This window comes from Pseudarthrobacter scleromae (assembly GCF_014644515.1).
Lineage (GTDB): Bacteria > Actinomycetota > Actinomycetes > Actinomycetales > Micrococcaceae > Arthrobacter > Arthrobacter scleromae.
The window spans coordinates 140842-163137 of the sequence record NZ_BMKV01000005.1; the positions used below are offsets into that span (position 1 = coordinate 140842).

A 22296-nucleotide genomic window follows, 5' to 3' on the forward strand; every position below is an offset into this window, starting at 1 on the left:
CGGGATTCGGGACATGGCGACGACGGCGGGCGAGGTCCGGGAGGCAGGGCCCGTCCTGCACCGGCGGATGTGTGCCACGGTCACCGCAGGTTCCTGCCTGATGCACCTGTGGTTGGCGGCCTCGGGCCACCATGACCCGTGGCTTGGCGTCCTGATGGTTGCCCTGGCCGCCGTGTGCGTGCCGTGTGCCTTCCATATCTGGCGGCACAGCCGCGTGGGCGCACTGCAGCAGGTCGCGGCGGCGGCCGTTGCAATGGCCGCGCTGCATGCCGTGTTGCTGCTGGGAGCAGGCGGTGCGGGACACGCCCACGGCGGAGGGCCGGCGTCGCGCCTTCCGGACACAACCGGCGCTGCCCAACTGTTGGTGGTCATTGGCCTGGAACTTGCGACGGCGCTGCTCGCCGCCACGCTCGTGGCCCGGCTCCGGCGGCAGTTGGGCCCTGCGTCAGCGGTTTTACATCCGTTCCCTGGCCGGTGACCCTGCCTTGCGGGACGCGACCGTTATCTCCGCCACGCGTTCCAAACGCGGATTGAGGTTGTCGCCTCCCTCCACGACGCCCCGCTGCCACCACAGCTTCAGCCCCTCCGGCACCACTTCGAGGCAGGCCAGGTTGTTGTCGAACCACGGGCCCTTGATCCCGGACCAGCGGAAAGGCGGGTCCGGGACCTTGGCTGACCGTGCGGCCAATGCTCCGATCGGCGTGGCCAGGCCGTAGGACATCACGGCGCCGAAGGACCGCATCACCCGCGGGAGCGGATTGCGGATGGGCGAGCAGACGGCTTGGATGATGCGGCTGCCCGCAGTCCTCTCCACCTCGGAGACGTAGGAAAAATGCACGTCCCCGGACAGGAAGGTGATGCTGTCCGGGGCAGGTCCGCGGCCGCCGTCGGCCACGTCCTCAGCCATCGCGGCAACCCGCCGGAAGCTCTCCTGGAAGGCGCCCCAGTGCTCCAGGTCCACAGCCTGGCGCAGTTTTTCGCCGAACCGCGCCGGAATCTTCCCCCAGGCGCCTTCGGAGACTGCCTCGTCCCAGGCCTCAAGGTGGTGCAGGCCCATGGGCAGGAGGAACGGCAGGGACGTTGCCACCAGCAGGTGCCGGAAACCGCCGCGCATCCGGGCGTCCAGCCAGTCCATCTCGGCATCATCCAGCAGGGCGCGGTGTTCCGGGTCCAGGTTCCGGGCAGCCCGTGAATCAACCACGAGCAGCCGGGTGTCGCCGAAGTCGCGGCAGAAGCTCCACCGGTAGGTTTCCGGATCCTGGTCGGCCCGTTCAGCGAAACTGTCCAGTTCAGTGCTGATGTCCGGTTCACCGTCCCCGCGGCGGGAGGCAATCTCCTGCCAGATCACATCCGCGGCGCGCTCCTGCGGGGACAGGTTTCCCAGGTGCTGGTACACCCAGTAGGACGCAAGCCCCGCCACGATCCGCCCGTGCCACCAGTCCGTGTCCTCCATGGCCTCCCGCCAGCTCCGCGACGCATTCCAGTCGTCACGGATGTCATGGTCATCGAAGATCATGGCACTGGGCAGGGTGGACAGAAGCCACCGGTTGGCGGGGTCGGACCAGGCCAGGTTGTAGAGGTGCGCGTATTCCTCGAAGTCCTTGAGTTCCTCGCCGGGAGGCTCCGTGATGTCCCGCCGGGCTTTGATGAATTCCTGCATCTGCTCGCTGGTGGAATCGGCGTAAACCTGGTCCCCGAGGAACGCCACCAGGTCCGGCCAGGGCTCCTTGCCGCCGGAACTCATCTCCAGGGCGTAGGCCCGCAAGGCGTCCACGCCGTGGCTCCGGTTTCCGGACCCGTCGTGCGGGACGCTGGTGCGGCAGGAACCAAAGGCCAGGCGCAGCGGCTTGCCGGGTTTGAGGGTGGCGATCACCGGCGGCAGGAACCCCGTCCCGGGCTCAGGCCACACCGGTACTCCGTTGACTGCCACCGTGTAGGGAGTGACCGATCCGGGCTCCAGCCCGTCCACTTCCACCAGCGCGTAGTGGTGGCCGTGGACGGCGAAGGTCCGGGCTTCCCACTGCCCGGCCCCGGCGCTGACCGTCACGCGGGCGTTGTCCCGGGTTTCCACCCAGATGCTCGCCGAGCTCTGGTCCACGTACCGCATCATGGGGCCTAGCACCAGCTCTGGGGTAGTCATCTCTCAGTTGTACCTGCTGGAACCCGCCCCGGCTATGGGGAAATCCGCAGCTGGGGAGTCCGCAGCTAGGAAGTCCGCAGCGCTGCGTGGAACGCGAAGGCCGAGTTGCTCCACACAACGAAGAGCAGCGGGGCCGGCGCCAGGGCTACGCCCAGCACCGGCTGCAGCAGCGCGGCAGAGGCGATGATGCCCAGCAGGACAAGCGCTGCAATGCTCAGGTACCAGCGCTGCACGCACAGGTAGAGGGCTGCCTTGAGCAGGTCCTTGAGTCCCGCTTCGGGCAAGAGCACGACGCCGGCGCTCGCCGTTACGGTGACGGCCACGGTGACGGCGGCGGCCACCACGATGATGGGAACCAGCACGGCCGCTGCCGGCATGGACAGGCTGATCGCCAGGTCCACGCCAAGGAAGAGCAGTACGGCCACGGCGGCCAGCCCCAGCGGGGCGGCCCGCCGGAAACCGCCGAAGTAGCCCCGGAGGAAGGATGCAACCGGCTTAACCGCGGCGCCGTCGTCGTTCAATGTCTGGAAGGAGGCAAACAGGCCGGCGAGCGACGGCGGAACGGTCACCGAAAGTGCAAGGAAGAACGGCCAGGCAGTGATGGGGTCCGCCACCAGGGCCAGGCACAGCACCAGCGGCGCGTTGGCCAGGGCCAGCAGGACGTTCCCGGCCAGGAAGGTGTAGACGAAGCCGAAGATGCCGCCGAAAGTTTCAAACCCGGGGCTGGGAAGGCGTCCGGCCAGGCTGCCTCGCCGGGAAGGGGTAGGGTGCTGCGCCACGGAGGTCATCCTTTCATGCCGCTCGTGGCGATGCCCTGGATGAAGTAGCGCTGGCCCACCAGGAAGATCACCAGGATGGGGATCACGGAGATCACGGAACCGGTCATGATCATGGCGTACTCGGCATCGAACTGGCCCACGAAGGAACGCAGGCCCAGCTGGACGGTCCAGAGGCGGTTGCTGGTGAGGTAGATGAACGGGCCCATGTAGTCGTTCCAGGTGTTCACGAACGTCAGCAGCGCCAGGCTGGCCAGTGCCGGTTTGGACAGCGGCAGGATCACCCGGGCCCAGATTCCGTACTCGCTCAGGCCGTCAATCCGGGCGGCCTCGCAGAGCTCGTCCGGAATGGTCATGTAGTACTGCCGCATCAGGAACACGCCGAACGCGCCGAAGGCCTGCAGCAGGATGAGGGCGTTAAAGCTGTTGGTCAGGCCCAGGTTCTGCATCATGATGTACTGCGGCACCATGTAGGCCTGCCACGGCACGGCAATGGTGCCGATGTACGCGAGGAACAGCACGTCCCGGCCGGGGAAGCGCACCTTGGAGAAGCCGTAGGCGGCCAGTGAACCGGTGAGGACCTGCAGGCACGTGATGATGACAGCGAGGTACAGCGAGTTCTGCAGATACCCCATCATGGGGATCCGGGTCCAGATGTCCGTGTAGTTGCTCCAGACGAATTCACTCGGAATCCATTGGATCGGCACCGTGAGGACCTGGTTGTTCTCCTTCAGCGAGGAGGACACCATCCAGATGAACGGCACCATCAGTGCCGCCACCAGCACCACGAGCACGCCGTAGATGACGGCGTCGGTGGTGCGGGCTTTCCGTTCGCGCGTCGAGTGCTTGCGCCGGGAGCTGCGGTGTTCCTCCGGTGTGGGTGCCAGGCCCGCTCCGGCGAAGGGTGCCTCGGCCTTGAGGTCTTCGGCCATGTTGGTCATCAGCGTTCCCTCCGCTGTTGGATCTTGAACTGCAGGACGGTGACCGTCAGGACGATGACGAACAGCACCAGCGAGATGGCGGATGAGTACCCGAACTTCCCTTCGCCAATGCCCTCCTGGTAGATGAGTTGGGACAGCACCGTGGTGGAGCGCCCCGGCCCGCCGTTGGTCATGACCACGATCAGGTCGAAGACCTTGAAGCTGGAGACCGTCAGCATCACCACCACGAAGAAGGTGGTGGGCCGCAGGGACGGGATGGTGACGTTCCAGAAGCGCTGCCATGCACTGGCGCCGTCCACCTCCGCGGCCTCGTACAGCTCGCTGGGGATGGCCTGCAGGCCGGCAAGGTACAGGACCATGTAGTAGCCCATGTCACGCCAGACGCTGGTGATGATGACGGCGGGCATGGCCCAGTCGGAGCTGGAGGTCCAGCCCGGGGTTTCGGCGATCCCGATCGAGTTCAGGAACTGGTTGATGGGGCCGGTGTCCGGGCTGAAGAGCATGTTCCAGACGACGGCCACAGCCACCAGCGAGGTGATGTACGGGAAGAAGATGGCCACCCGGAAGAAGCCGATGCCCTTCAGCTTGCGGTTCAGCAGCATGGCCAGGACCAGGGCCAGGGCCATGGTGAGGGGCACGTGCCCCAGCGCGTAAGCCACGGTATTGCGCAGCGCCACCCAGAACGTGTCGCTCTGGAACATGCGCTGGAAGTTCTCCAGCCCAACCCAGCGCGGAGCCGTGAACGAGGTCCACTCCATGAAGGAGAGGGCAAAGGCCGCGGTGACGGGGATGAGGGTAAAGGCCAGGAAGCCCAGGAAGTTCGGAAGGATGAACGTCCACCCGATCAGGGTGTTGCGCCGCGCCTGCTTCCGGTTGCCCCGGCTGTGGGCAGGTGCTGGAGCCGGGGCAACGGGAGGAAGTGTCTCAGTAGTCATGGCTGCCTGTTACTGACCGAGGACTTCGCTTTTGACGCGCTTGCCCATCTCGGTGATGCCGTCTGCCACGGAGCGTTCGCCCACCATGATGAGGTCGTGCTCCTGGTTGAGGATCTTGTCCGTGGCGGCGGACTTGTCGCTGACCGGCATTTCCAGCGCGGTTTCGTCGGGGGAGAACGCCTTCTTGGACAGCTCATCCGTGGGCAGGCCCTCGAGCTGGAAGTAGGTGTCCGTCACAGCATCGTTCTGCAGTGCCGGGACCACGCCGATCTTGGAGATGGCTTTGGCGCCTTCCTCACCGGCAGCCCATTCGATGAACTTCCTGGCTTCCTCGGAGTGCGCGGCGTTCTTGTTGACGGCGAAGGCCGTGGGTGAGCCGAACGTTGATACCTTGCCGTTGGAGTCCTTCTGCGGCAGCGGAGCCAGGCCCCAGTCGACGTTGGTCTTGCCGTCCTTCTTGGCCTGCAGGACGCCGGCGATATACCAGGTTCCCATGGGCATCATGGCGGCCTGGCCTGTTTCGAACATGGTCCGGTAGCTGGTCTTCTGGCTCTTGGCCGTTCCGAAGTCCAGGGTGGCGCCGCTCTTCTGCAGCTCCAGGGCGGTGTTGTACTGGTTTTCGAAGAAGCTGTACTCACCGCTGATCTGGTCACCGCCGTTCTGCGCTGCCGCTATGGCCTGCACAACGGAGCGCCAGATGTGGTGGTACGTGCCGTAGACCTTCTTGCCGCCGGCTTCGGTGGTGAGCTTCTGGGCCAGGGCGGTGTACTCATCCCAGGTCAGGTCCTTGGGCTCTTCAACGCCGGCAGCCTTGAGCAGTTCCTTGTTGTAGTAGAGGAGCCAGAAGTCCTGCCGGTACGGTGCCGCGTAGTACTTGCCGTCAATGTCGAACGCGTCCAGCCCGGCCAGGTCCTCCTTGCCCACAGTGTCCACCACACCGTTGATTTCCTGGAGCTGGCCGTTGTTGGCGTAGCGGGCGTAGTCGATGACGTTCTTCATGGTCAGGACGTCGGTGGTGTCCCCGCCCGCCAGCATGGTGGTCACCTTCTGCGGGTAGTCGTCCGCAAGGATGTCCACGGGCTCGATGTCCACGTCCGGGTTTGCGGCCTCGTAGCCGTCAAACAGGGCCTTGAACTCCGGCGTGCCTTCGTAGTTCCACACGGACACAGTCAGGCGGGTTTTGCCGTCCTGGCTTTGGGGCTCCGCGGGACCGGCTGCGCCGGCACAGCCGGTCAGACCAAGTCCTGCTGTCACTGCCAGGGCGATGGCGGCGAGGGTTGTGCGCTTCATTGCGTTCTCCTTACTAGGGATGCGGGTTTGCCGCGGCTGCGGCGAAATTTTGGTGCGGTGCCTCAGGTGCCGGAGCGGTCAGGCGCTGAGGGAGAGGTCGCCGGAGACAACCTGCGCCAGCAGCTTCTGTCCGGTCAGGTACCGTTCCAGGTCGTTCAGGGCGGCATCGGACATCCTGCGGGTTTCGGTCCCCAGGGAGCCGGCGATGTGCGGAGTGATCACTACGTTGGGGAGGTCATACAGGACGGAGGTTGCCGGCAGCGGTTCGGGTTCAGTGACGTCCAGGAGCGCGTGGATGCGGCCGGTGGCGCATTCGGCTTCCAGGGCGCTGGTGTCCACCAGCGAACCGCGGGCCGTGTTGATCAGGGTGGCCTGGTCCTTCATCGCCCCCAGTTCGGCTGCGCCGAGCATATGCCGGGTCTCCGGAAGAGCCGGCGCGTGCACAGTAACGACATCCGACGCCGCGAGGAGGTCCGGCAGGGGCACGAGGCGTCCTCCAGCTGCGGCCACGGCCGACGGGTCGGCATGGGGGTCACTCACCAGGCAGGTGACGTCCTGGAGCTGCTGGACCAGCTGGACCACCCTGCGCCCGATGCGGGAGAAGCCGATGACCCCAATGGTCCGCCCGATGTTGCCCAGCTCGCCGCGCAGGGTGCTGTAGCTCCAGTCCTCCCGGTGGATCCGGGCATCGTTGGACAGCACCTGGGCCTTCTTGCCGGCCAGGACGATGGAGGCAAACGTGAATTCGGCTACCGGGATGGCGTTCGCGTCCGCGCCGTTGGTGACCAGGATGCCGCGGTCCCACAGTTCCTGGCTGACAAAGCTGCGGACGGTCCCGGCGCAGTGGAAGACAGCGCGGAGCCCTGGCATGAGTGACAGCGCATTTTTGTCCAGGCGGGGTACACCCCAGCTCGTAAGGAGGATTTCCACCTCCGCAAGGCGCGGGGCGAGTTCGGGGTGTTCCTTGATGTCGAGTGAAGTGGTCCACGGCTGCGCGCCAAGATCCACCAGGTTTGCGAGGCGCTCCAGCCGCGATGCATCAAACTGGTCCGCAAAGGTATCGCGGTTCATGACCAGCAGCGCCTTCGGTTTTCGGGACACGGGACCTCCTTTCGGGTTGTGGTGTTTGCCCCGCAGGGCTCAGTTTCATGTCTTGCATCACATCTAACAATCAGTAGATACTCATAAACAAGACAGATCATCCAAGCTGATCGTATCCGTTCTAAAACATTCACATTCGAACATTTGAGGAACCCCGATGACACCACGCACCGGCGCTGCCCTTCCCGCCGCCACGTGCGTCGATCCCCTGGCAACTGCCTGGGGCGCCGCCGCTTCAGCCTCGGGGCTCGTGTCCCTGCTGCGCGGTGCCCGGGCTCGGCTTGAGCTGCCCGGCGCAGGTGACCTCCGGTGGCACTTGGCAGATGCTGCAGTCCTCGGTCCGCTGCACGAGCAGGCCTGCGACGAGCGGGGAAATCCGTGGCCGCAGCCGCTGGTCTCCCACTATGCGCGGTACTTCCGGGACGGAAACCGGAGCGCCTACGAGGGTCTGGTGGCCGCGCGCCAGCAACGGCTCACCCGCGCCGTGGTGATGGCCCTGGTGTCCGACGACGGTGGAACAGCTTCCGGGGCAGGAGCCGGACGGGACGCCTGGCTGGATGAAGTGATCGACGGCGCCTACCTCCTCTGTGAGCAGAGCTCATGGAGCTGGGCTGCCCACGATGACGTCTTCACGCGCAGCGGGGAAGTGGTGCCGGACCTGGGCCGGCCGTTCCTGGACCTCGGCGCCGGGGAAGTGGCCGCGCAGCTGGCGTGGCTCGACCATGTCCTTGGCGGACAGCTGGACGAACGGGCCCCGGGCCTGCGCTCGCGGATCCGCGGGGAGGCTGCCCGGAGGGTTATCCGGCCGTTCCTGGACCGGATGGACTGGCACTGGCTGGGACTGGACGGGGACGTCCATAACTGGAATCCCTGGATCCACTCCAACCTGATCGCCGCGGCGCTCTTCCTGGTGGATGACCCCGAAACCCAGGCGCGAACAGTTGCCCGGTGCATCGAGGGCCTGGACCGTTTCCTCGCCTCCCTTCCCGCCGACGGTGCCATCGACGAGGGCTTCGCCTACTGGTGGAACGGCGCCGGACGGGCACTCGAGGGCCTCGCCCTTCTGGAGCAGGCCACCGGGGGAGGGCTCGACGCCGGCCTGCCGGTGGTCCGCGAACTGGTGGCCTATCCGCACCGGATGCACATCGGCGCCAACTGGTTCCTGAACGTGGCCGACGGCCCCGCGCAGGCAGCAGCGGCCCTGCCCTGGGACATGCTCCACGGCTGGGCGGTGCGCCTTGGGGACCAGGACGCCGCCCGTCACGCAGCAGCCATGGCGGCCCCCCGGATCGAGGCGGCCGCAGGGCTCGGACGAGTGCTGCACTCGCTCGTGGCCACGGTGGAGGAGGTGGGCGGGGAGGCCGGTGTGGAAAAGGCGAAAACTCCGCCGCTGGTTCCGTTCGCCTGGTTTCCGTCCGTCCAGATCATGGTGGCGCGGGAGGCGCCCGGAACGTCCCGGGGCCTGTTCCTGGCAGCGAAGGGCGGGCACAACGGCGAACACCACAACCACAAGGATGTGGGTTCCGTGGTGGTCGCAGCTGACGGGGTTCCCCTGCTGGTTGATGCCGGCCAGCCCACCTACACCGCCAAGACGTTCGGACCGGACCGTTATGAAATCCGCGCCATGCAGAGCGCCTGGCACAGCGTTCCGGCGCCCTTCGGACTGGAGCAAGGCGCCGGCCGGGAGTACGCGGCCGTGGTGCTGGCAGAACCGGCGCCCGATGGGCCCACCCTGGAGCTGGCCCTCGGCCCGGCGTACGGGCTGCGGCCGGACGCGTGGACCCGCACCTCATCCCTGGACCGCAATGCCGGGAAGGTCGTTGTGGCCGACCGCTGGGACCTTGACGGGGCGCGAGACAACGGAACGTCCGACGTCGACATCGCCTACCTCGCGGCCGGCACCGTCAGGCTGGGGCAGGGGGCAGCCACGGTCCTGCCCGCGGGGATCCCCGGCGCTGGCGGAACCCGGGGCCTGGCCTTGCGCTGGGAGCCCGCCTCCGCCGTCGTGCTGGTGGACGAATGGCCGCTGGACGATCCCCTCCTCGCCGGCGTCTGGGGCGAAAAGCTGACCCGGCTGCGGTTCCGCCTGCCGATGACGGAAAAGTCCCGCGCCGCCGGCGCATTCACCCTCACCGCGGAGGTAACGCCATGAGCTCGGAACAGCCCGCCGAACCGGCGGGGAAGTCCCTGTTCTCCCTGCAGCGCCGGGAACGGCTGATGGAGGAACTCCGCGCCCACGGAGCCATTACTGTCCGCGGCATTGCAGCGAAGCTGGGTGTCAGCGAGCTGACTATCCGCCGGGACGTCAACATCCTGGCGGACGAGGGGCTGGTGTCGCGCGTGCACGGCGGTGCCACCCTGCCCAGCAAGTTGGACCGCTCGACGGCGGCGGGCCGGCTTCCGCACCACAGCTACTCCATCGGGATGGTGGTGCCGTCGCTGGATTACTACTGGCCGCAGGTCATCAGCGGAGCGCGGGCGGAAGCCGAAGAGCAGAACCTGCGGATCCTGGTCCGGGGCTCCGCCTACGATGCCGCGGACAACCGCCGCCAGGTGCAGGCCCTGCTGGACACACAGAACATCGACGGGCTGATCGTGGCGCCGGACATGACCGGGGACCAGGGCCAGGAACTGCTGCGCTGGCTCAACGCCCTGCCCATCCCCGTGGTGCTCGCCGAGCGGCGCTCGCCGATTGAGATCCCGGCCCACCGGCTGGAGTGGGTGGCCACGGACCATACCTTCGGTGCCGGGATGGCCGTCAGGCATCTGTGGCAGGAGGGGCATCGAAGGATCGGCTGCCTCACAGACTCCTCCAGCCCCACCAGCCCGCACGTGGTGCGCGGCTGGCACCAGGCGCTTGCCGCGCTGAAGATTCCCCTGGAAGGCTCTGTGCACGAGGATTCGGCGAAGCCGGAGAACGGAGAGCGTGCCACGCATTTCGACCACGTCCTGGAGCTGTGCCGGAACACCGGGACCACCGCCATGCTGGTCCACTCCGACACGCAGGCGGTGGCGTTCGTCCAGCACTGCGTGGACAAGGGGCTGCAGGTGCCCGGGGACATCGCCATTGTGGGGTATGACGACGAAGTGGCCTACCTTGCGGAGCCGGCCATCTCCGCGGTGCGGCCGCCCAAACAGTACGTCGGCAAGGTGGCCGTGCAGCTGATGGCGGCACGGCTGGCGGAAGGCCGGATGCGGCCTGTACACCGGATCGAGCTCAACCCGGAGCTGATCCTGCGCGAATCCTCGGCGGGCGCCCCGCAGTCCCCGGCGGCCGGCATGCTGCAGGTCCCGCAGTGACCGCCCCTCCCACCGGACGGGATGCTGCCGCCCCGCCGAAAGCACTGCTGCTCAGCGGTGTGGGGCGTTACGCGGATCCTTGGCATCCTTTCGCTGAGACGTCCGTCGCCCTGGCCGGCCTGCTGCGGGAGGCGGGGTTCGACGTCGAAATTCCCGCTGACGTGGACAGTGCCCTGGAGGAGCTGGCCGGGACCGTGGATACGCACCTCCCGGACCTCCTCGTGGTCAATGTCGGCCTGCCCCGCGACGGGCGTCCGTCTCCCGGAACTCCTGCCGCCGCCGGGCTGGTTCGCTGGCTCGGCTCGGGGCGGCCCATGCTGGTGAACCACTCCAGCTCCACCAGCTTCGTAGACTGCCCGGAATGGGAAGGCGGGCTCGGGGGACGCTGGGTCCGCGGAACGTCCATGCACCCCGACTACGGACCGGCCACGGTCCGGATCCGGCCCGGGTCCGGCCCCCTGGTTGCGGGGATGCAGGACTTTACGCTGCCCGATGAGCGCTACACCTGGTTGCGCACCGCCCCAGGCATCACCGTTCACGCCACCCATACACATGAAGGCACTGAGCACCCGCTGGTGTGGTCCCTGCTCCGCCAGGCATCCGACGGACACCCAGCCGGGCGCACGTTTTACGACGCCCTGGGCCACGACGCCGCCTCCTATGATTCCCCCGAACACCGGGAACTGCTGAGGCGGGCCGTGTCCTGGCTGACCTGCTGACCTGCCTGACCCGCCCACGCCACCTGACACGTAGCGCCTGACACTTGGGGAACCAATGCCTCCCACAGCTCCACTCGTTTCCTTGCTCCTGCCCCCGCTGGACCGGCAGCTCTCGCCGTTCACCGGCCTGACCCGCGAGCACTGGTGCGCCTACGCGGACTACCTGCTGCGCTCGGCACACCGGCATGCCACTGACGACCACGCCAATCTCCACCTCCCCGGCGCCAGCAGCGCCTATGGCCCGCGCAGCGATTCGCTCGAAGCGTTCGCACGGACCTTCCTGCTGGCCTCCTTCCGGATGGCGGGGGACCCGGGCGGCACTGGCTGAATCGCCGACTGGTATGCCCGGGGGCTGGATGCCGGCACCAATCCGGCCAACCCGGACCGCTGGCCAACCCCGGGGGAGCTCGGCCAGGCAAAAGTGGAGGCGGCCTCGCTGGCCGTTGGCCTTGCCCTCACTCGGGACATGCTGTGGGACAAGTTGCCGCAGCGAGTCCAGGAACAGCTCATTGCCTGGTTCGAGACCGTGATCGGGGAGGAATACCCGCCCATCAACTGGGTGTGGTTCCAGATCGTCGTCGAAAGTTTCCTGGCGTCGGTGGGCGGCCGGTACTCGGACCAGGACATCGACGCCGGCCTGGCCATCCACGACTCCCTGTACCGGAGCCACGGCTGGTTCGCCGATGGGCCCGAGCGCGCCTATGACCACTACGTTGGCTGGGCCTTCCAGGTGTACCCGCAGCTGTGGGAGCTGATGGTGCCCGGGGATCCGCGGGTCAGGGCCCGGGCACAGCTTGACGGCGACAGGCTGGCCGACTTCCTGGACGACGCCGTCCACCTGGTGGGGGACAACGGCGCCCCGCTCATCCAGGGCCGCAGCCTGATCTATCGGTTCGCCGCGGCCGCGCCGTTCTGGACCGGTGAGCTGTCAGGGCACACGCGGCTCAGCCCGGGTGTCACGCGGCGGGCGGCGTCGGGAATCCTGGACTATTTTGTCCGCCGGGGCGCCATCACCCATGACGGGCTGCTCTCCATAGGCTGGCACGGCGAATTCCCGGGGATGAAGCAGTCCTACTCCGGGGCCGGTTCACCGTACTGGGCGGCCAAGGGGATGCTGGGCCTTGCGCTGCCGGCGGACCACCGGGTCTGGACAGCCATCGAGGAGCCGCTGCCCGTGGAAACCGGCGACACCCGGCGGCTCATCCACGCACCGGGCTGGCAGGTGGACGGGACGGTGGCGGACGGCATAGTGCGGATCCGGAACCACGGCACGGACCACGCCAACGCCGGCGTTAAGGTGGCGGACTCACCGCTCTACGCCCGGTTGGGTTACTCCACCTCCACTTTCCCGGACCTGGAGCCGGAGTCCCTGGACAACGCCGTCGTCCTGGTGGGCAGTGCAGGGCAGACCACCCACAGGACAGGCTTTGAATACCTCGGGCAGCAGGACCTGGGCGGGGTGCTGGCGGGCGCCTCGCGGAGCACCGTCAACTGGATTTCCGTGGATCCGGACGCCGGGCCGGACCACGGTAGCGGCGCCCGGGGTACAGCGACGCCGGGCCCGGAGGTGACGGTGGTGTCGCTGACCCGCGGGGCCGTGGAGCTGCGGCTGGTCCGAGTGCGGGGCGTGGACCCGGCACACGAAGCGAAGCTCCGGATCGGCGGCTGGCCGGTGGATGCGGCATCCGGCATAGCCAGTACGGTGCGGCCCGTACCCGGGTTTGGCCTGCGACTTGACGACGCCGGTACCTGGCGCCGGGACACGCCGCACCCCATGGGGGAGAGCCTTGCCATCCCCTGGATCGGCACCTCAGGTGCGGCGGACGACGGCGACTATGCCGCCGTCGTCGTCCTCGCCGGGGAGGGAACTGCGGAAGCCTGCGCCGTCCGCCTTGTTCCGGGGGAAGGATTCGGCTTCCCCGACGGCACCGTCCTCACCTTCGCTGCCGCATTGGAGTTCTTGTCCAGATAAGACGGCTTAAAGACCTCGGAAGCCTGCATACCTGGACAAACTCCTACGCTTCGTTGAACCAGTCCCGCGAAGGGTTGGTGACCTCCGGGACGGAACGGTGCAGCTCCGGCTGGGCCGCCCACTTCACGCCATTGGCCAGGACCCGCTGGATCTGCGGGTGGTGGTACACCGGGTACTCCTGGTCTCCGGGGCTGAAGTAGAAGATGCGTCCCTTGCCGCGGGTGAAGGTGACGCCGGAACGGAACACCTCGCCGCCGGCGAACGAGCTGATGAAGATCAGGTCGTCCGGGTCCGGGATGTCGAACAGTTCCCCGTACATCTCCTGCTCGGGGATGACGATGGGGCTGTCCACGCCTTCGGCAATGGGGTGTGACGGCTTCACGGTCCACACGAGCTCGCGCTCGCCGTCGTTCCGCCAGGCCAGCGAGCACGTGGTGCCCAGCAGCTTGGTGAAGACCTTGGCGAAGTGCCCCGAGTGGAGCACGATGAGCCCCATGCCACCGAGCACGTGCCGGTGGACGCGTTCGACGACGGCATCGCTCACCTCGTGGTGGGCCACGTGGCCCCACCAGAGCAGGACGTCCGTCTCGGCGAGCACCTCCTCATCCAGGCCGTGCTCATCGTCGGTGGCCAGCACCGCCGTCGTGATTTCCGCCTCGGGGTAATAGGAACGGAGCCCCGCGGCGATGGCGCCGTGGATGCCGTCAGGGTAGATCTCCCCGATGTGTGACGGCTCGTTGTTGGCCTCGTGGACGCCCTCGTTCCAGACGCGGATTCTCAACTTGTCGTTCATTAGAGACGAACCTCCCTTTGTTCGCGTGCGGACAGGTAGCACGCGTCGATGATCTGGGCCCGGTAGAGCGCCAGGGAGCCATCGTGCTCGCCCCAGGCCTGCTCGCCGCCGCGCACTGCCGTGATGAAGTCTTCCACCACTGCGTCGTGGGCGCGGCCCGGGAGCACGGGCGGCACGTAATCGGCGGATTCGCCCTCCTTGTCGGTGAACACCCGAAGCTGCCCGACGGGCGGGAAGGGCGCCCCCTGCACCTTGAGCTCGGCGCCGCCATCGGTGCCGTAGACGGTGAAGTCCAGAAGGTCGTCCGTTTCCCGGTAGGTTGCCCAGCTGGCTTCGATCACCAGCGTGCCGCCGCCCTCCAGCCGGAGGAACGCCGACGCGAAGTCCTCCACCTCGAACGCGTGGCTGGAGGCCAGGGCCGAGTAGGCGCTTCCACCGCCCCGCCCCTGAGGGCCAAGCTCCGAATGTGTTGCGGCGGAGACGGCCACCACTTTGGGTTCACCGAGAAGGTGCAGGGCGTAGTCCAGAGCGTGGACGCCGATGTCCGCCAGCGGTCCGCCGCCGGCGAGGTCCGGGTTGGTGAACCAGCTGCCCAGCGTGGGGATGCCGGAGCGGCGGAGCCAGGAGGCCTTGGCGTAGTAGGGCCGGCCCAGCCCGCCCTCGTCGATGACACCCTTGAGTGCCTTGATGTCGCCGCGGCGGCGGTGGTTGAAAGCCACGTCCAGGACGCGCCCCGCCTTGCGGGCGGCATCCACCATGGCCTGGCCTTCGACGGCGTTGCGCGCGATGGGCTTCTCGCTCAGCACGTGGATTCCCCGTTCCAGGGCGGCGATGGCAATGGGAGCGTGCAGGAAGGTGGGCACTGCCACGCTGATCGCGTCCAGCCCGCCGTGCTCCAGCATGTCCTTCCAGTCTGCGAACGCGTTCGGAATGGCGTATTCGGCCTGCAGCGAGTCGCGGAGGTCCTGCTCCATCCCGGCCAGCGCCACAATGCGCACGCCGTCCAGGCCGTTGTAGGCCATGAGGTGCTGCTGTCCGGCCCAGCCGATGCCGACAACGCCTACCCTCAGTTCCTTGGAGCCTGGTTCTTCGCCTGGTGTAGCTGCCTGCTGTCCTGCTGCCCCTTGCGCCGGGGACTGCTCGATGTTCAAGGGGTTGCTTCCTTAGGTTTGATTCTGGGTGAGATGTGCTTGGTATGGAATCGATTCCAACGAACACGATGCAAGCTGCCCGAAATGTTGGAATCGATTCCAAAAGTCTGTCAGTGGGGGTTCTGGGCTGTCAACCCCCTTCAGCCCTTTGTTGAGTCCCGAACCACGAGCTCGTGGGGAAGGTAGGTCCGGCCGCGGCGGTGCGCCCCGGGTTCCGTCATGCGCTCGAAGAGTGCGTCGAAGGCCACGCGGCCCATGTCGTATGCGGGCTGCCTGATGGTGGTTAACCCGGGCACGCACATCTCCGCCTGGATGGAGTCGTCAAAGCCTGCAACGGCGATGTCGCCGGGCACCCGCAGCCCGGCGTCGGTAATCTCGCGGACGCATCCGGCGGCCACCGTGTCGCTGCCGCAGAAGACCGCGTCGGGCAGCCGGTCGCTGCCCAGCAGTTCCCGGGTGAGGCTCCGGCCGGAATGGAAGTTGAAGTCCCCGTCTGCGAACAGCAGGTGTTCCGGCGAGAGACCCGCTTCGGCAAGTGCCCAGCGGAAGCCCTCCTCCCGGAGCCGGCCGGAGCGCGCCGCCCGGTTACCGATCATCGCCAACTTCCGGCCTCCGCTTTTGATGAGGTGCTGCGTGATGTCGTATGACGCTTGCCGGTCATCGATGGAAACGCCGAACGCCGCCTCCGAGTCCGCCACTTCGCAGAGCTGCACCACGCTCATTTGGGTGGCCACTGCTTCGATCTCGTCGTCAGCCATGGTTGGGGAAAACATGATCAAGCCGTCCACGGAGCCGTTGCGCAGCATGTCCACCAGCTGCTGTTCCCGCTCGGGTTCGCCGGCTGTCGGTGCGATGAGGCTGACGTATCCGGACAAGGCGGCAGCATCGCCGACACCCCGGAAGGCTTCACTGACGATGGGCGAGTCCAGATTTTTCGCGAGGGCCAGGATGCGCATGGTGCGGTCACGGCGCAGATCGCGGGCGGAAGCGAGGGGCCGGTAATTGAGCTGGCGGATTGCTCCAGCCACCTTTTCTTTGCTCGCCGCACTGACGGCCGGGCTTCCGTTCAGCACACGCGACACCGTCCCCACGGACACTCCTGCCGTTTTCGCGACGTCCTGCACTGTAGCTCGCGCCATGTCCATTTATCCCTTCCGCGGCCTCAAGGGAGGGCTGTGGCCCTCCACCCTGGTGCCCGTGCTGCCGTGGCTGTTCTTCAGCTTAGCCGCGGCCGGCGTCACGCACGGCATGCTTTTGGCCTCCCGCGCCGCTGCATCCCCCGTGGTTCCGGGAGGTTGTCAGCCACTGCCGCCCATAAGGGTGTCTGGCGTGACGCGGACCCGGGAGCGCCCGCCGCGAAACACCGAATTAACCCTGCCGCCGATCCCGCGAAACACCAATTTGGATACTCTGATGCAACAAGGTTTACTGATAGCTAACGCCAACCGAACAGGAACGTTTCGATGACCAGTGTCGCAACCCCTGCTGTAACCGCCCTGCCGTTCGCCGAAGAACGGGAAGTTTCCGGGGCTCCCGCCATTTCCCTGGCAGACATCGCCAAGGCCCACGGCGTCCGCTTCCTGCTGGCCACCTTCGTGGACATGACCGGCAAACCTTGCGCCAAGCTGGTCCCGGTGGAAGCCGCCGGCGAACTCGAAAACGGTGCCATGGGCTTCGCCGGCTTCGCTGCGGGCCTGATGGGGCAGAAGCCGCAGGACCCGGACCTGATCGCCGTGCCGGACCTGGACTCCTTCACCCCAGTGCCCTTCATCAAAGAGGGCCTGGCCATCATCCACTGCGACCCCCACGTCAACGGCTCGCCCTGGCCCTACGCGCCGCGAGTGATCCTGAAAAACACCTTGGCCCGCCTTGCGGACAAGGGCATGCAGGCCAAGGTGGGCGCCGAGGTGGAGTACTTCCTGGTGAAGAAGAACGACGACGGGACGCTGAGTACGGCCGACGCCAGCGACGATTCACCCCGCCCCTGCTACGACGCCCGCGGGGTCACCCGGATGTACGACCACCTCACCTCCATCTCCGAGGCGATGAACGGCCTGGGCTGGGGCAACTACGCCAACGACCACGAGGACGCCGCAGGCCAGTTCGAGCAGAACTTCAACTACGCCGATGCCCTCACCACGGCGGACCGGGTGGTCACCCTCCGCTACATCCTGAACATCCTTGCCGAGCAGCGGGGCATGACCGCCACGTTCATGCCCAAGCCCTTCACCGACCGCACCGGTACCGGACTGCACTTCCACCTGTCCTTGTGGTCCGGCGCCGAGCCGCTGTTCCCGGCAGCGGGCAGCCGGGCGGACGGCAAGGGAAACAACGACGACGGCAGGGGCCTTGGGATTTCCGGACTCGCCTACTCCTTCATCGCCGGCATCCTGGACCACGCTCCGGCACTTCAGGCGTTCCTCGCCCCGACCGTGAATTCCTACAAAAGGACAGGCGCCACCACCAGCTCATCCGGAGCCACGTGGTCACCGCGGAAGGCGTCCTTCGGCGGCAACGACCGGACCCACATGATCCGCGTCCCGGACAACAAACGGATTGAACTGCGTTCCGGCGACGGCTCCGCCAACCCGTACCTGGCCATCGCCACCGCGATTTCTGCCGGACTGGACGGCATGGAGAAAGCCGCGGACCCGGGTGCCCCGTCCGGTCCCGGCGAGTCAAGGCCGGACGCGCACCAGCTGCCGGCCACCCTGCTCCACGCCGTGGAAGCCCTGCGGCAGGACCCGGTCATCCTGGCCAGCCTCAGCGGCGACCCGGAGATAGGCAAGTACTACGCGGACGCCAAAGAAGAGGAGTTCCTGAGCTGGCACAACCAGGTCAGCGACTGGGAAATCCGCACGTATTTGACCTCCATCTGATCAGGCCTCCATCTGATCAGGCCTCCATCCAGTCACACGACCAGACCCTCCTAAGTAAGGACCCCCACCATGTGCGGAATCGCCGCGCTGCAGCTGCGCAATCCCTCGCTGCACCACCGGATGGGCAGCCTGCTGTCCTCCATGCTCTGCCAGATCGTGGACCGAGGGCCGGACTCCGCCGGCCTGGCCGTCTACAACACCCCCGGCCTGGTTTCCCCGGGAACATCCACCCTCAGCCTCCTCGGAAAGGACCAGAGCATGACGACGGCGGACATCACCGCGGGCGTCGGGGCGCTCCTCCCATCCGACGCACAGCCAGCCGTGCAGGTGGTGGGCGACACCACCCTGGTGAGCGCCGCCGTCGGGACTGACCTGCTGGTGAAGGCCGTCGGCGAAACCCTGCCCGGATCCACCATCATCGGCCGCGGCGAACACGTGGCCGTGATGAAGAGCGTGGGCCACCCCATGGAGATCGCCGCCGATCACGGACTGGAGGCCATGGCCGGAAGCCAGGGCCTGTCCCACACCCGCATGGCCACCGAATCGGCCGTGACCGCGGGAGGCTCGCACCCCTTCTCCGTGGCCGACGACCTCTGCCTGGTCCACAACGGCTCCTTCTCCAACCACGCCACGGTCCGCCGCGACCTCAAGCGCGAAGGCGTGGTGTTCGATTCCGACAACGACACCGAGGTGGGCGCCCGCTACGTCGCCTCCCGGCTGCAGCAGGGAGACACCCTCGAGGAAGCGCTGGTGAACCTGGGCAAGGTCCTGGACGGCTTCTACACCCTGGTGGTCACCACCGCGGACAGCATGGCCGTGGTCCGGGACCCCATCGCCTGCAAGCCCGCCATCATCGCCGAAACCGATGACTACGTGGCCATGGCCTCCGAATACCGCGCCCTGGCCGGCCTGCCCGGCATCGACGACGCCCGCATCTTTGAACCGGAACCCGGAAAGGTCTACACATGGTCACTCTGACAGCCCCCGAAAGCACGGCAAGCACCTCCCCGGAAGCCCGGATGCCGGAGACCACCACCGTGGACCTGGCCGTCACCAGCGTCCGGGAACTCAACCAGGCCATCCATAACGCCGCGGACGGACAGGCGTGGACCGTCACCAGCCCCGGCGGCAAGCACAGCCTCGCCGTCGGCATCGACGCGGACATCGCGGTGACCATCGAAGGCCACGCAGGCTACTACGCCGCCGGGATGCACCAAAAAGGCGGCGTCACCATCACCGGCAACGCCGGCGTCGGACTGGCGGAGAACATCATGTCCGGCCGCGTCCACGTCAAGGGAGATGCCTCCCAGTCCGCAGCCGCCACCGGCCACGGCGGGCTGGTGGTCATCGACGGCAACGCCGGTGCCCGGTGCGGGATCTCCATGAAGGGGGTGGACATCGTGGTGGGCGGCAACATTGGCCACATGTCCGCGTTCATGGCCCAGGCCGGACGCCTGGTGGTCTGCGGCGACGCCGGCGACGCCCTGGGCGACTCCATCTACGAGGCACGGATCTACGTCAAAGGCACGGTGGCCTCCCTCGGTGCGGACTGCGTCGAAAAGCCGATGAGGGCTGAACACCTGGCCGAACTCGGCGAGCTGCTGGCCGCCGCCGGCCGCACCGACAACCCTGCCGACTTCAAGCGCTACGGCTCGGCCCGGAACCTCTACCACTTCCACGTCGACAACTCGACTGCCTACTAGGAGGCCCCCATGACCATCACCTCCATGCCCGCTCCGGCTGAAGCCCCGGCACAGAACCTCCCTGCGCCTGATATCGCTGCGCTCGGCCTCCGCGAGTCCGCCACCTTCGACCGCGCCACCATCGCCGACATCCAGCGCGCCGCCTCCACCGGCGTGTACGACATCCGCGGCTGGGGCGCCAAACGCAAGGTCCCGCACTTCGACGACCTGCTCTTCCTCGGCGCCTCCATGTCCCGCTACCCGCTGGAGGGCTACCGCGAAAAGTGCGACACCGACGTCGTCCTCGGCGACCGGCACGCCACCCGCCCGCTGCACCTGCAGACCCCGGTGACCATCGCCGGCATGAGCTTCGGCGCCCTCTCCGCCAACGCCAAGGAGGCCCTGGGCCGCGGCGCCACGGAGGTGGGAACCTCCACCACCACGGGCGACGGCGGCATGACCCCTGAGGAGCGCGGCCAGTCCAAGCACCTCGTCTACCAGTACCTGCCCTCCCGCTACGGCATGAACCCGGACGACCTCCGCAAAGCCGACGCCATCGAGATCGTGCTGGGCCAGGGCGCCAAACCCGGCGGCGGCGGCATGCTGCTGGGCCAGAAAATCACCGAACGCGTCGCCGGCATGCGCACCCTGCCGGTGGGAATCGACCAGCGCTCGGCCAGCCGCCACCCGGACTGGACCGGCCCGGATGACCTGGAAATCAAGATCGGCGAACTGCGCGAAATCACCGACTGGAAGACCCCCATCTACGTCAAGATCGGCGCATCCCGCCCTTACTACGACACCGCCCTGGCCGTGAAGTCCGGCGCCGACGTTGTGGTGGTGGACGGCATGCAGGGCGGCACCGCGGCCACGCAGCAGGTGTTCATCGAAAACGTCGGCATCCCCACCCTCGCCGCCATCCCGCAGGCAGTGCAGGCACTGCAGGAACTCGGCGTCCACCGCAAGGTCCAGCTCATCGTCTCCGGCGGCATCCGCACCGGCGCCGACGTCGCCAAGGCCATGGCCCTGGGCGCGGACGCCGTGGCCATCGGCACCGCCGCGCTGATCGCCCTGGGCGACAACGACCCCCGCTACGCCGCCGAATACTCCGCCCTCGGTTCCGCCGCGGGGTTCTACGACGACTTCCAGGACGGCCGTGACCCCGCAGGCATCACCACCCAGGACCCGGAACTTTCCTCCCGCCTGGACCCGGTGGCCGCAGGACGGCGCCTGGCCAACTACCTCCGTGTCCTCACCATGGAGGCCCAGACCATCGCCCGGGCGTGCGGCAAGTCGCACCTGCACAACCTGGAGCCGGAGGACCTGGTGGCTCTCACCATCGAGGCGTCCGCCATGGCCCGCGTGCCGCTGGCCGGCACCTCGTGGATCCCGGGCCAAGGAAGCTTCTGATGCCAGGCGCTGGCTCCTCAGACTATGTGGTGGTGGGCGCCGGGCTTGCCGGTGCCGCCACCGCCTGGCAGCTTGCCGCCCGCGGCCACCAGGTGGCCATCCTGGAACGCAATGTCCCGGCCAGCCACGACGGCAGCTCCCACGGGTCCGCCCGCATCTTCCGCTACGCCTATCCGGACCCCTTCTACACCCGCGCGGTGGTGGAATCGAAAAGCCTGTGGGACAAACTCTCCGCCGCGTGCGGGACCCCGCTGATCACTCCCTGCGGTGCCGTGGACTACGGGCCGACGCGCAATCCGGGGCTGCTGGCGTCCGTGCTGGCTGACGAAGGCCTCGAGCACCAGCTGCTTTCCGCCGCGGAAGCCCGGCAGCGCTGGCCGCAGTTCGCCTTCGACACGGACGTGCTGTGGCACCCCGGCGCCGGGGTGATCGACGCCGAGACTGCCGTTAATGCCATGGTGTCCCTCGCGGTGGAACGCGGCGCCCGGCTGCTGAACAGCTGGGAGCTGGAGAGCCTGTCACGCCAGGGCGGCGGCTACCGGCTGCACTCCACCACCGGGCAAACGTACGACGCCGGCAACGTGGTGGTCAGCGCGGGCGGCTGGCTGCCGGCGCTGCTGGACGGGCTGTCCCTTCCGGCAGGGTTCGTGGCCGGGCTCCCGGAGATCACCGTCCGGCAGGAGCAGGCCTTCCACTTCAGGTACCGGGACCACGCCCCTTCGGACCACGTCCCCAAGGATTACGACGGCGGCGCTGCTTCAGGTGCCGGAGGCTGGCCGACGTTCATCCACAAGGCTGCCGGCATCCAGGCCTACGGCCTGCCGGGCGGACGCGACGCAGGCTTCGCCGGCCAGAAAGTTGCCGAGTACAACGGCGGCAGGCTGATCCCCTCCGCGGCACAGCAGACCGGTGCAGTGGATCCGGCAAACCGCCGCAGGGTGGTGGAATACGTGCAGCGCTACCTGCCCGGCCTGGACCCGGAGCCCTACGCCGAAACAACGTGCCTGTTCACCAACACTCCCAACGAGGACTTCCTCATCGACCGCGTGGACAACCTGACCGTCCTCTCGCCCTGTTCCGGCCACGGCGCCAAGTTCGCGCCGCTGCTCGGCCGGTGGGCGGCGGACCTGGCCGACGGCACAGGCAGTGTTCCCGGGCGGTTCCGGACCGCGTCCCCAGCAGCTGCGACCACCTAGGACGGATACCA

At 67.4% G+C, this 22296-nt stretch carries 18 protein-coding genes and 1 pseudogene; 10 read left to right on the forward strand and 9 right to left on the reverse strand.

Annotated features, from left to right (window positions below; genetic code table 11):
- The first annotated feature begins 13 nt into the window (after positions 1-13).
- Entirely contained in the window at positions 14-478 is a 465-nt protein-coding gene (locus IEX33_RS13950) for a hypothetical protein (protein WP_188731713.1), read from the forward strand.
- Here IEX33_RS13950 and IEX33_RS13955 read toward each other — a convergent pair.
- The 6 genes from IEX33_RS13955 to IEX33_RS13980 all read right to left on the reverse strand — a co-directional run bounded on the left by IEX33_RS13955 (position 455) and on the right by IEX33_RS13980 (position 7183).
- Positions 455-2140 carry an alkaline phosphatase D family protein gene (locus IEX33_RS13955; RefSeq protein ID WP_188731132.1) on the reverse strand — a complete coding sequence of 562 codons (1686 nt, stop codon included), beginning with the start codon at positions 2138-2140 and terminating at the stop codon, positions 455-457. The genes IEX33_RS13950 and IEX33_RS13955 overlap by 24 nt on opposite strands.
- 65 nt (positions 2141-2205) lie before the next feature.
- Positions 2206-2928, reverse strand: coding sequence for a hypothetical protein (locus IEX33_RS13960; protein ID WP_188731134.1), 723 nt, complete (start codon positions 2926-2928; stop codon positions 2206-2208).
- Positions 2925-3857 (reverse strand): carbohydrate ABC transporter permease, encoded by a 933-nt coding sequence (locus IEX33_RS13965; RefSeq protein ID WP_104186526.1) that lies wholly within the window; start codon positions 3855-3857, stop codon positions 2925-2927. Before IEX33_RS13965 ends, IEX33_RS13960 begins: the two co-directional genes overlap by 4 nt.
- Positions 3857-4792, reverse strand: a complete 936-nt coding sequence (locus IEX33_RS13970; RefSeq protein ID WP_188731136.1) for a carbohydrate ABC transporter permease — start codon at positions 4790-4792, stop codon at positions 3857-3859. The genes IEX33_RS13965 and IEX33_RS13970 overlap by 1 nt, the downstream gene beginning before the upstream one ends.
- Positions 4793-4801: 9 nt before the next feature.
- On the reverse strand, positions 4802-6082 hold the full coding sequence (locus tag IEX33_RS13975; RefSeq protein WP_188731138.1) for an ABC transporter substrate-binding protein: 1281 nt from the start codon (positions 6080-6082) through the stop codon (positions 4802-4804).
- Positions 6083-6160: 78 nt separating this feature from the next.
- On the reverse strand, positions 6161-7183 hold the full coding sequence (locus IEX33_RS13980; protein ID WP_188731139.1) for a hydroxyacid dehydrogenase: 1023 nt from the start codon (positions 7181-7183) through the stop codon (positions 6161-6163).
- Between the two features lie 157 nt (positions 7184-7340).
- Between IEX33_RS13980 and IEX33_RS13985 the strand changes: the two genes are divergently transcribed.
- The 4 genes and pseudogenes from IEX33_RS13985 to IEX33_RS14000 all read left to right on the forward strand — a co-directional run bounded on the left by IEX33_RS13985 (position 7341) and on the right by IEX33_RS14000 (position 13174).
- Positions 7341-9335 carry a heparinase II/III family protein gene (locus tag IEX33_RS13985; protein WP_188731141.1) on the forward strand — a complete coding sequence of 665 codons (1995 nt, stop codon included), beginning with the start codon at positions 7341-7343 and terminating at the stop codon, positions 9333-9335.
- Positions 9332-10483, forward strand: a complete 1152-nt coding sequence (locus IEX33_RS13990) for a LacI family DNA-binding transcriptional regulator (protein ID WP_188731143.1) — start codon at positions 9332-9334, stop codon at positions 10481-10483. The genes IEX33_RS13985 and IEX33_RS13990 overlap by 4 nt, the downstream gene beginning before the upstream one ends.
- Positions 10480-11202 (forward strand): ThuA domain-containing protein, encoded by a 723-nt coding sequence (locus tag IEX33_RS13995; RefSeq protein ID WP_188731145.1) that lies wholly within the window; start codon positions 10480-10482, stop codon positions 11200-11202. Before IEX33_RS13990 ends, IEX33_RS13995 begins: the two co-directional genes overlap by 4 nt.
- A 55-nt stretch (positions 11203-11257) precedes the next feature.
- Positions 11258-13174 (forward strand): annotated as a pseudogene (locus IEX33_RS14000) (DUF2264 domain-containing protein).
- Between the two features lie 43 nt (positions 13175-13217).
- On the opposite strand, the gene IEX33_RS14005 reads toward IEX33_RS14000, so the two are convergent.
- The 3 genes from IEX33_RS14005 to IEX33_RS14015 all read right to left on the reverse strand — a co-directional run bounded on the left by IEX33_RS14005 (position 13218) and on the right by IEX33_RS14015 (position 16257).
- Positions 13218-13967: a ThuA domain-containing protein gene (locus IEX33_RS14005; RefSeq protein WP_188731146.1), complete on the reverse strand. Its 750-nt coding sequence runs from the start codon at positions 13965-13967 to the stop codon at positions 13218-13220.
- Positions 13967-15118, reverse strand: coding sequence for a Gfo/Idh/MocA family protein (locus IEX33_RS14010; protein ID WP_377090735.1), 1152 nt, complete (start codon positions 15116-15118; stop codon positions 13967-13969). The genes IEX33_RS14005 and IEX33_RS14010 overlap by 1 nt, the downstream gene beginning before the upstream one ends.
- A gap of 140 nt (positions 15119-15258) precedes the next feature.
- Positions 15259-16257, reverse strand: a complete 999-nt coding sequence (locus IEX33_RS14015; RefSeq protein WP_188731148.1) for a LacI family DNA-binding transcriptional regulator — start codon at positions 16255-16257, stop codon at positions 15259-15261.
- Positions 16258-16581: 324 nt separating this feature from the next.
- Here IEX33_RS14015 and glnT point away from each other — a divergent pair, with 324 nt between their 5' ends.
- From glnT to IEX33_RS14040, 5 genes are all read left to right on the forward strand, one after another.
- A complete protein-coding gene (glnT, locus tag IEX33_RS14020) occupies positions 16582-17997 on the forward strand; it encodes a type III glutamate--ammonia ligase (protein WP_229675388.1) in 1416 nt (471 codons plus the stop codon).
- A gap of 69 nt (positions 17998-18066) precedes the next feature.
- The gene (locus tag IEX33_RS14025) at positions 18067-18975 is read left to right on the forward strand and encodes a class II glutamine amidotransferase domain-containing protein (protein ID WP_188731150.1); all 909 of its coding nucleotides are present in this window, start codon (positions 18067-18069) and stop codon (positions 18973-18975) included.
- A complete protein-coding gene (locus tag IEX33_RS14030; RefSeq protein ID WP_188731152.1) occupies positions 18963-19700 on the forward strand; it encodes a GltB/FmdC/FwdC-like GXGXG domain-containing protein in 738 nt (245 codons plus the stop codon). The genes IEX33_RS14025 and IEX33_RS14030 overlap by 13 nt, the downstream gene beginning before the upstream one ends.
- Before the next feature lie 9 nt (positions 19701-19709).
- A complete protein-coding gene (locus IEX33_RS14035; protein ID WP_229675389.1) occupies positions 19710-21089 on the forward strand; it encodes an FMN-binding glutamate synthase family protein in 1380 nt (459 codons plus the stop codon).
- Positions 21089-22285, forward strand: a complete 1197-nt coding sequence (locus tag IEX33_RS14040) for an FAD-dependent oxidoreductase (protein WP_188731164.1) — start codon at positions 21089-21091, stop codon at positions 22283-22285. The genes IEX33_RS14035 and IEX33_RS14040 overlap by 1 nt, the downstream gene beginning before the upstream one ends.
- Positions 22286-22296: the final 11 nt, after the last annotated feature.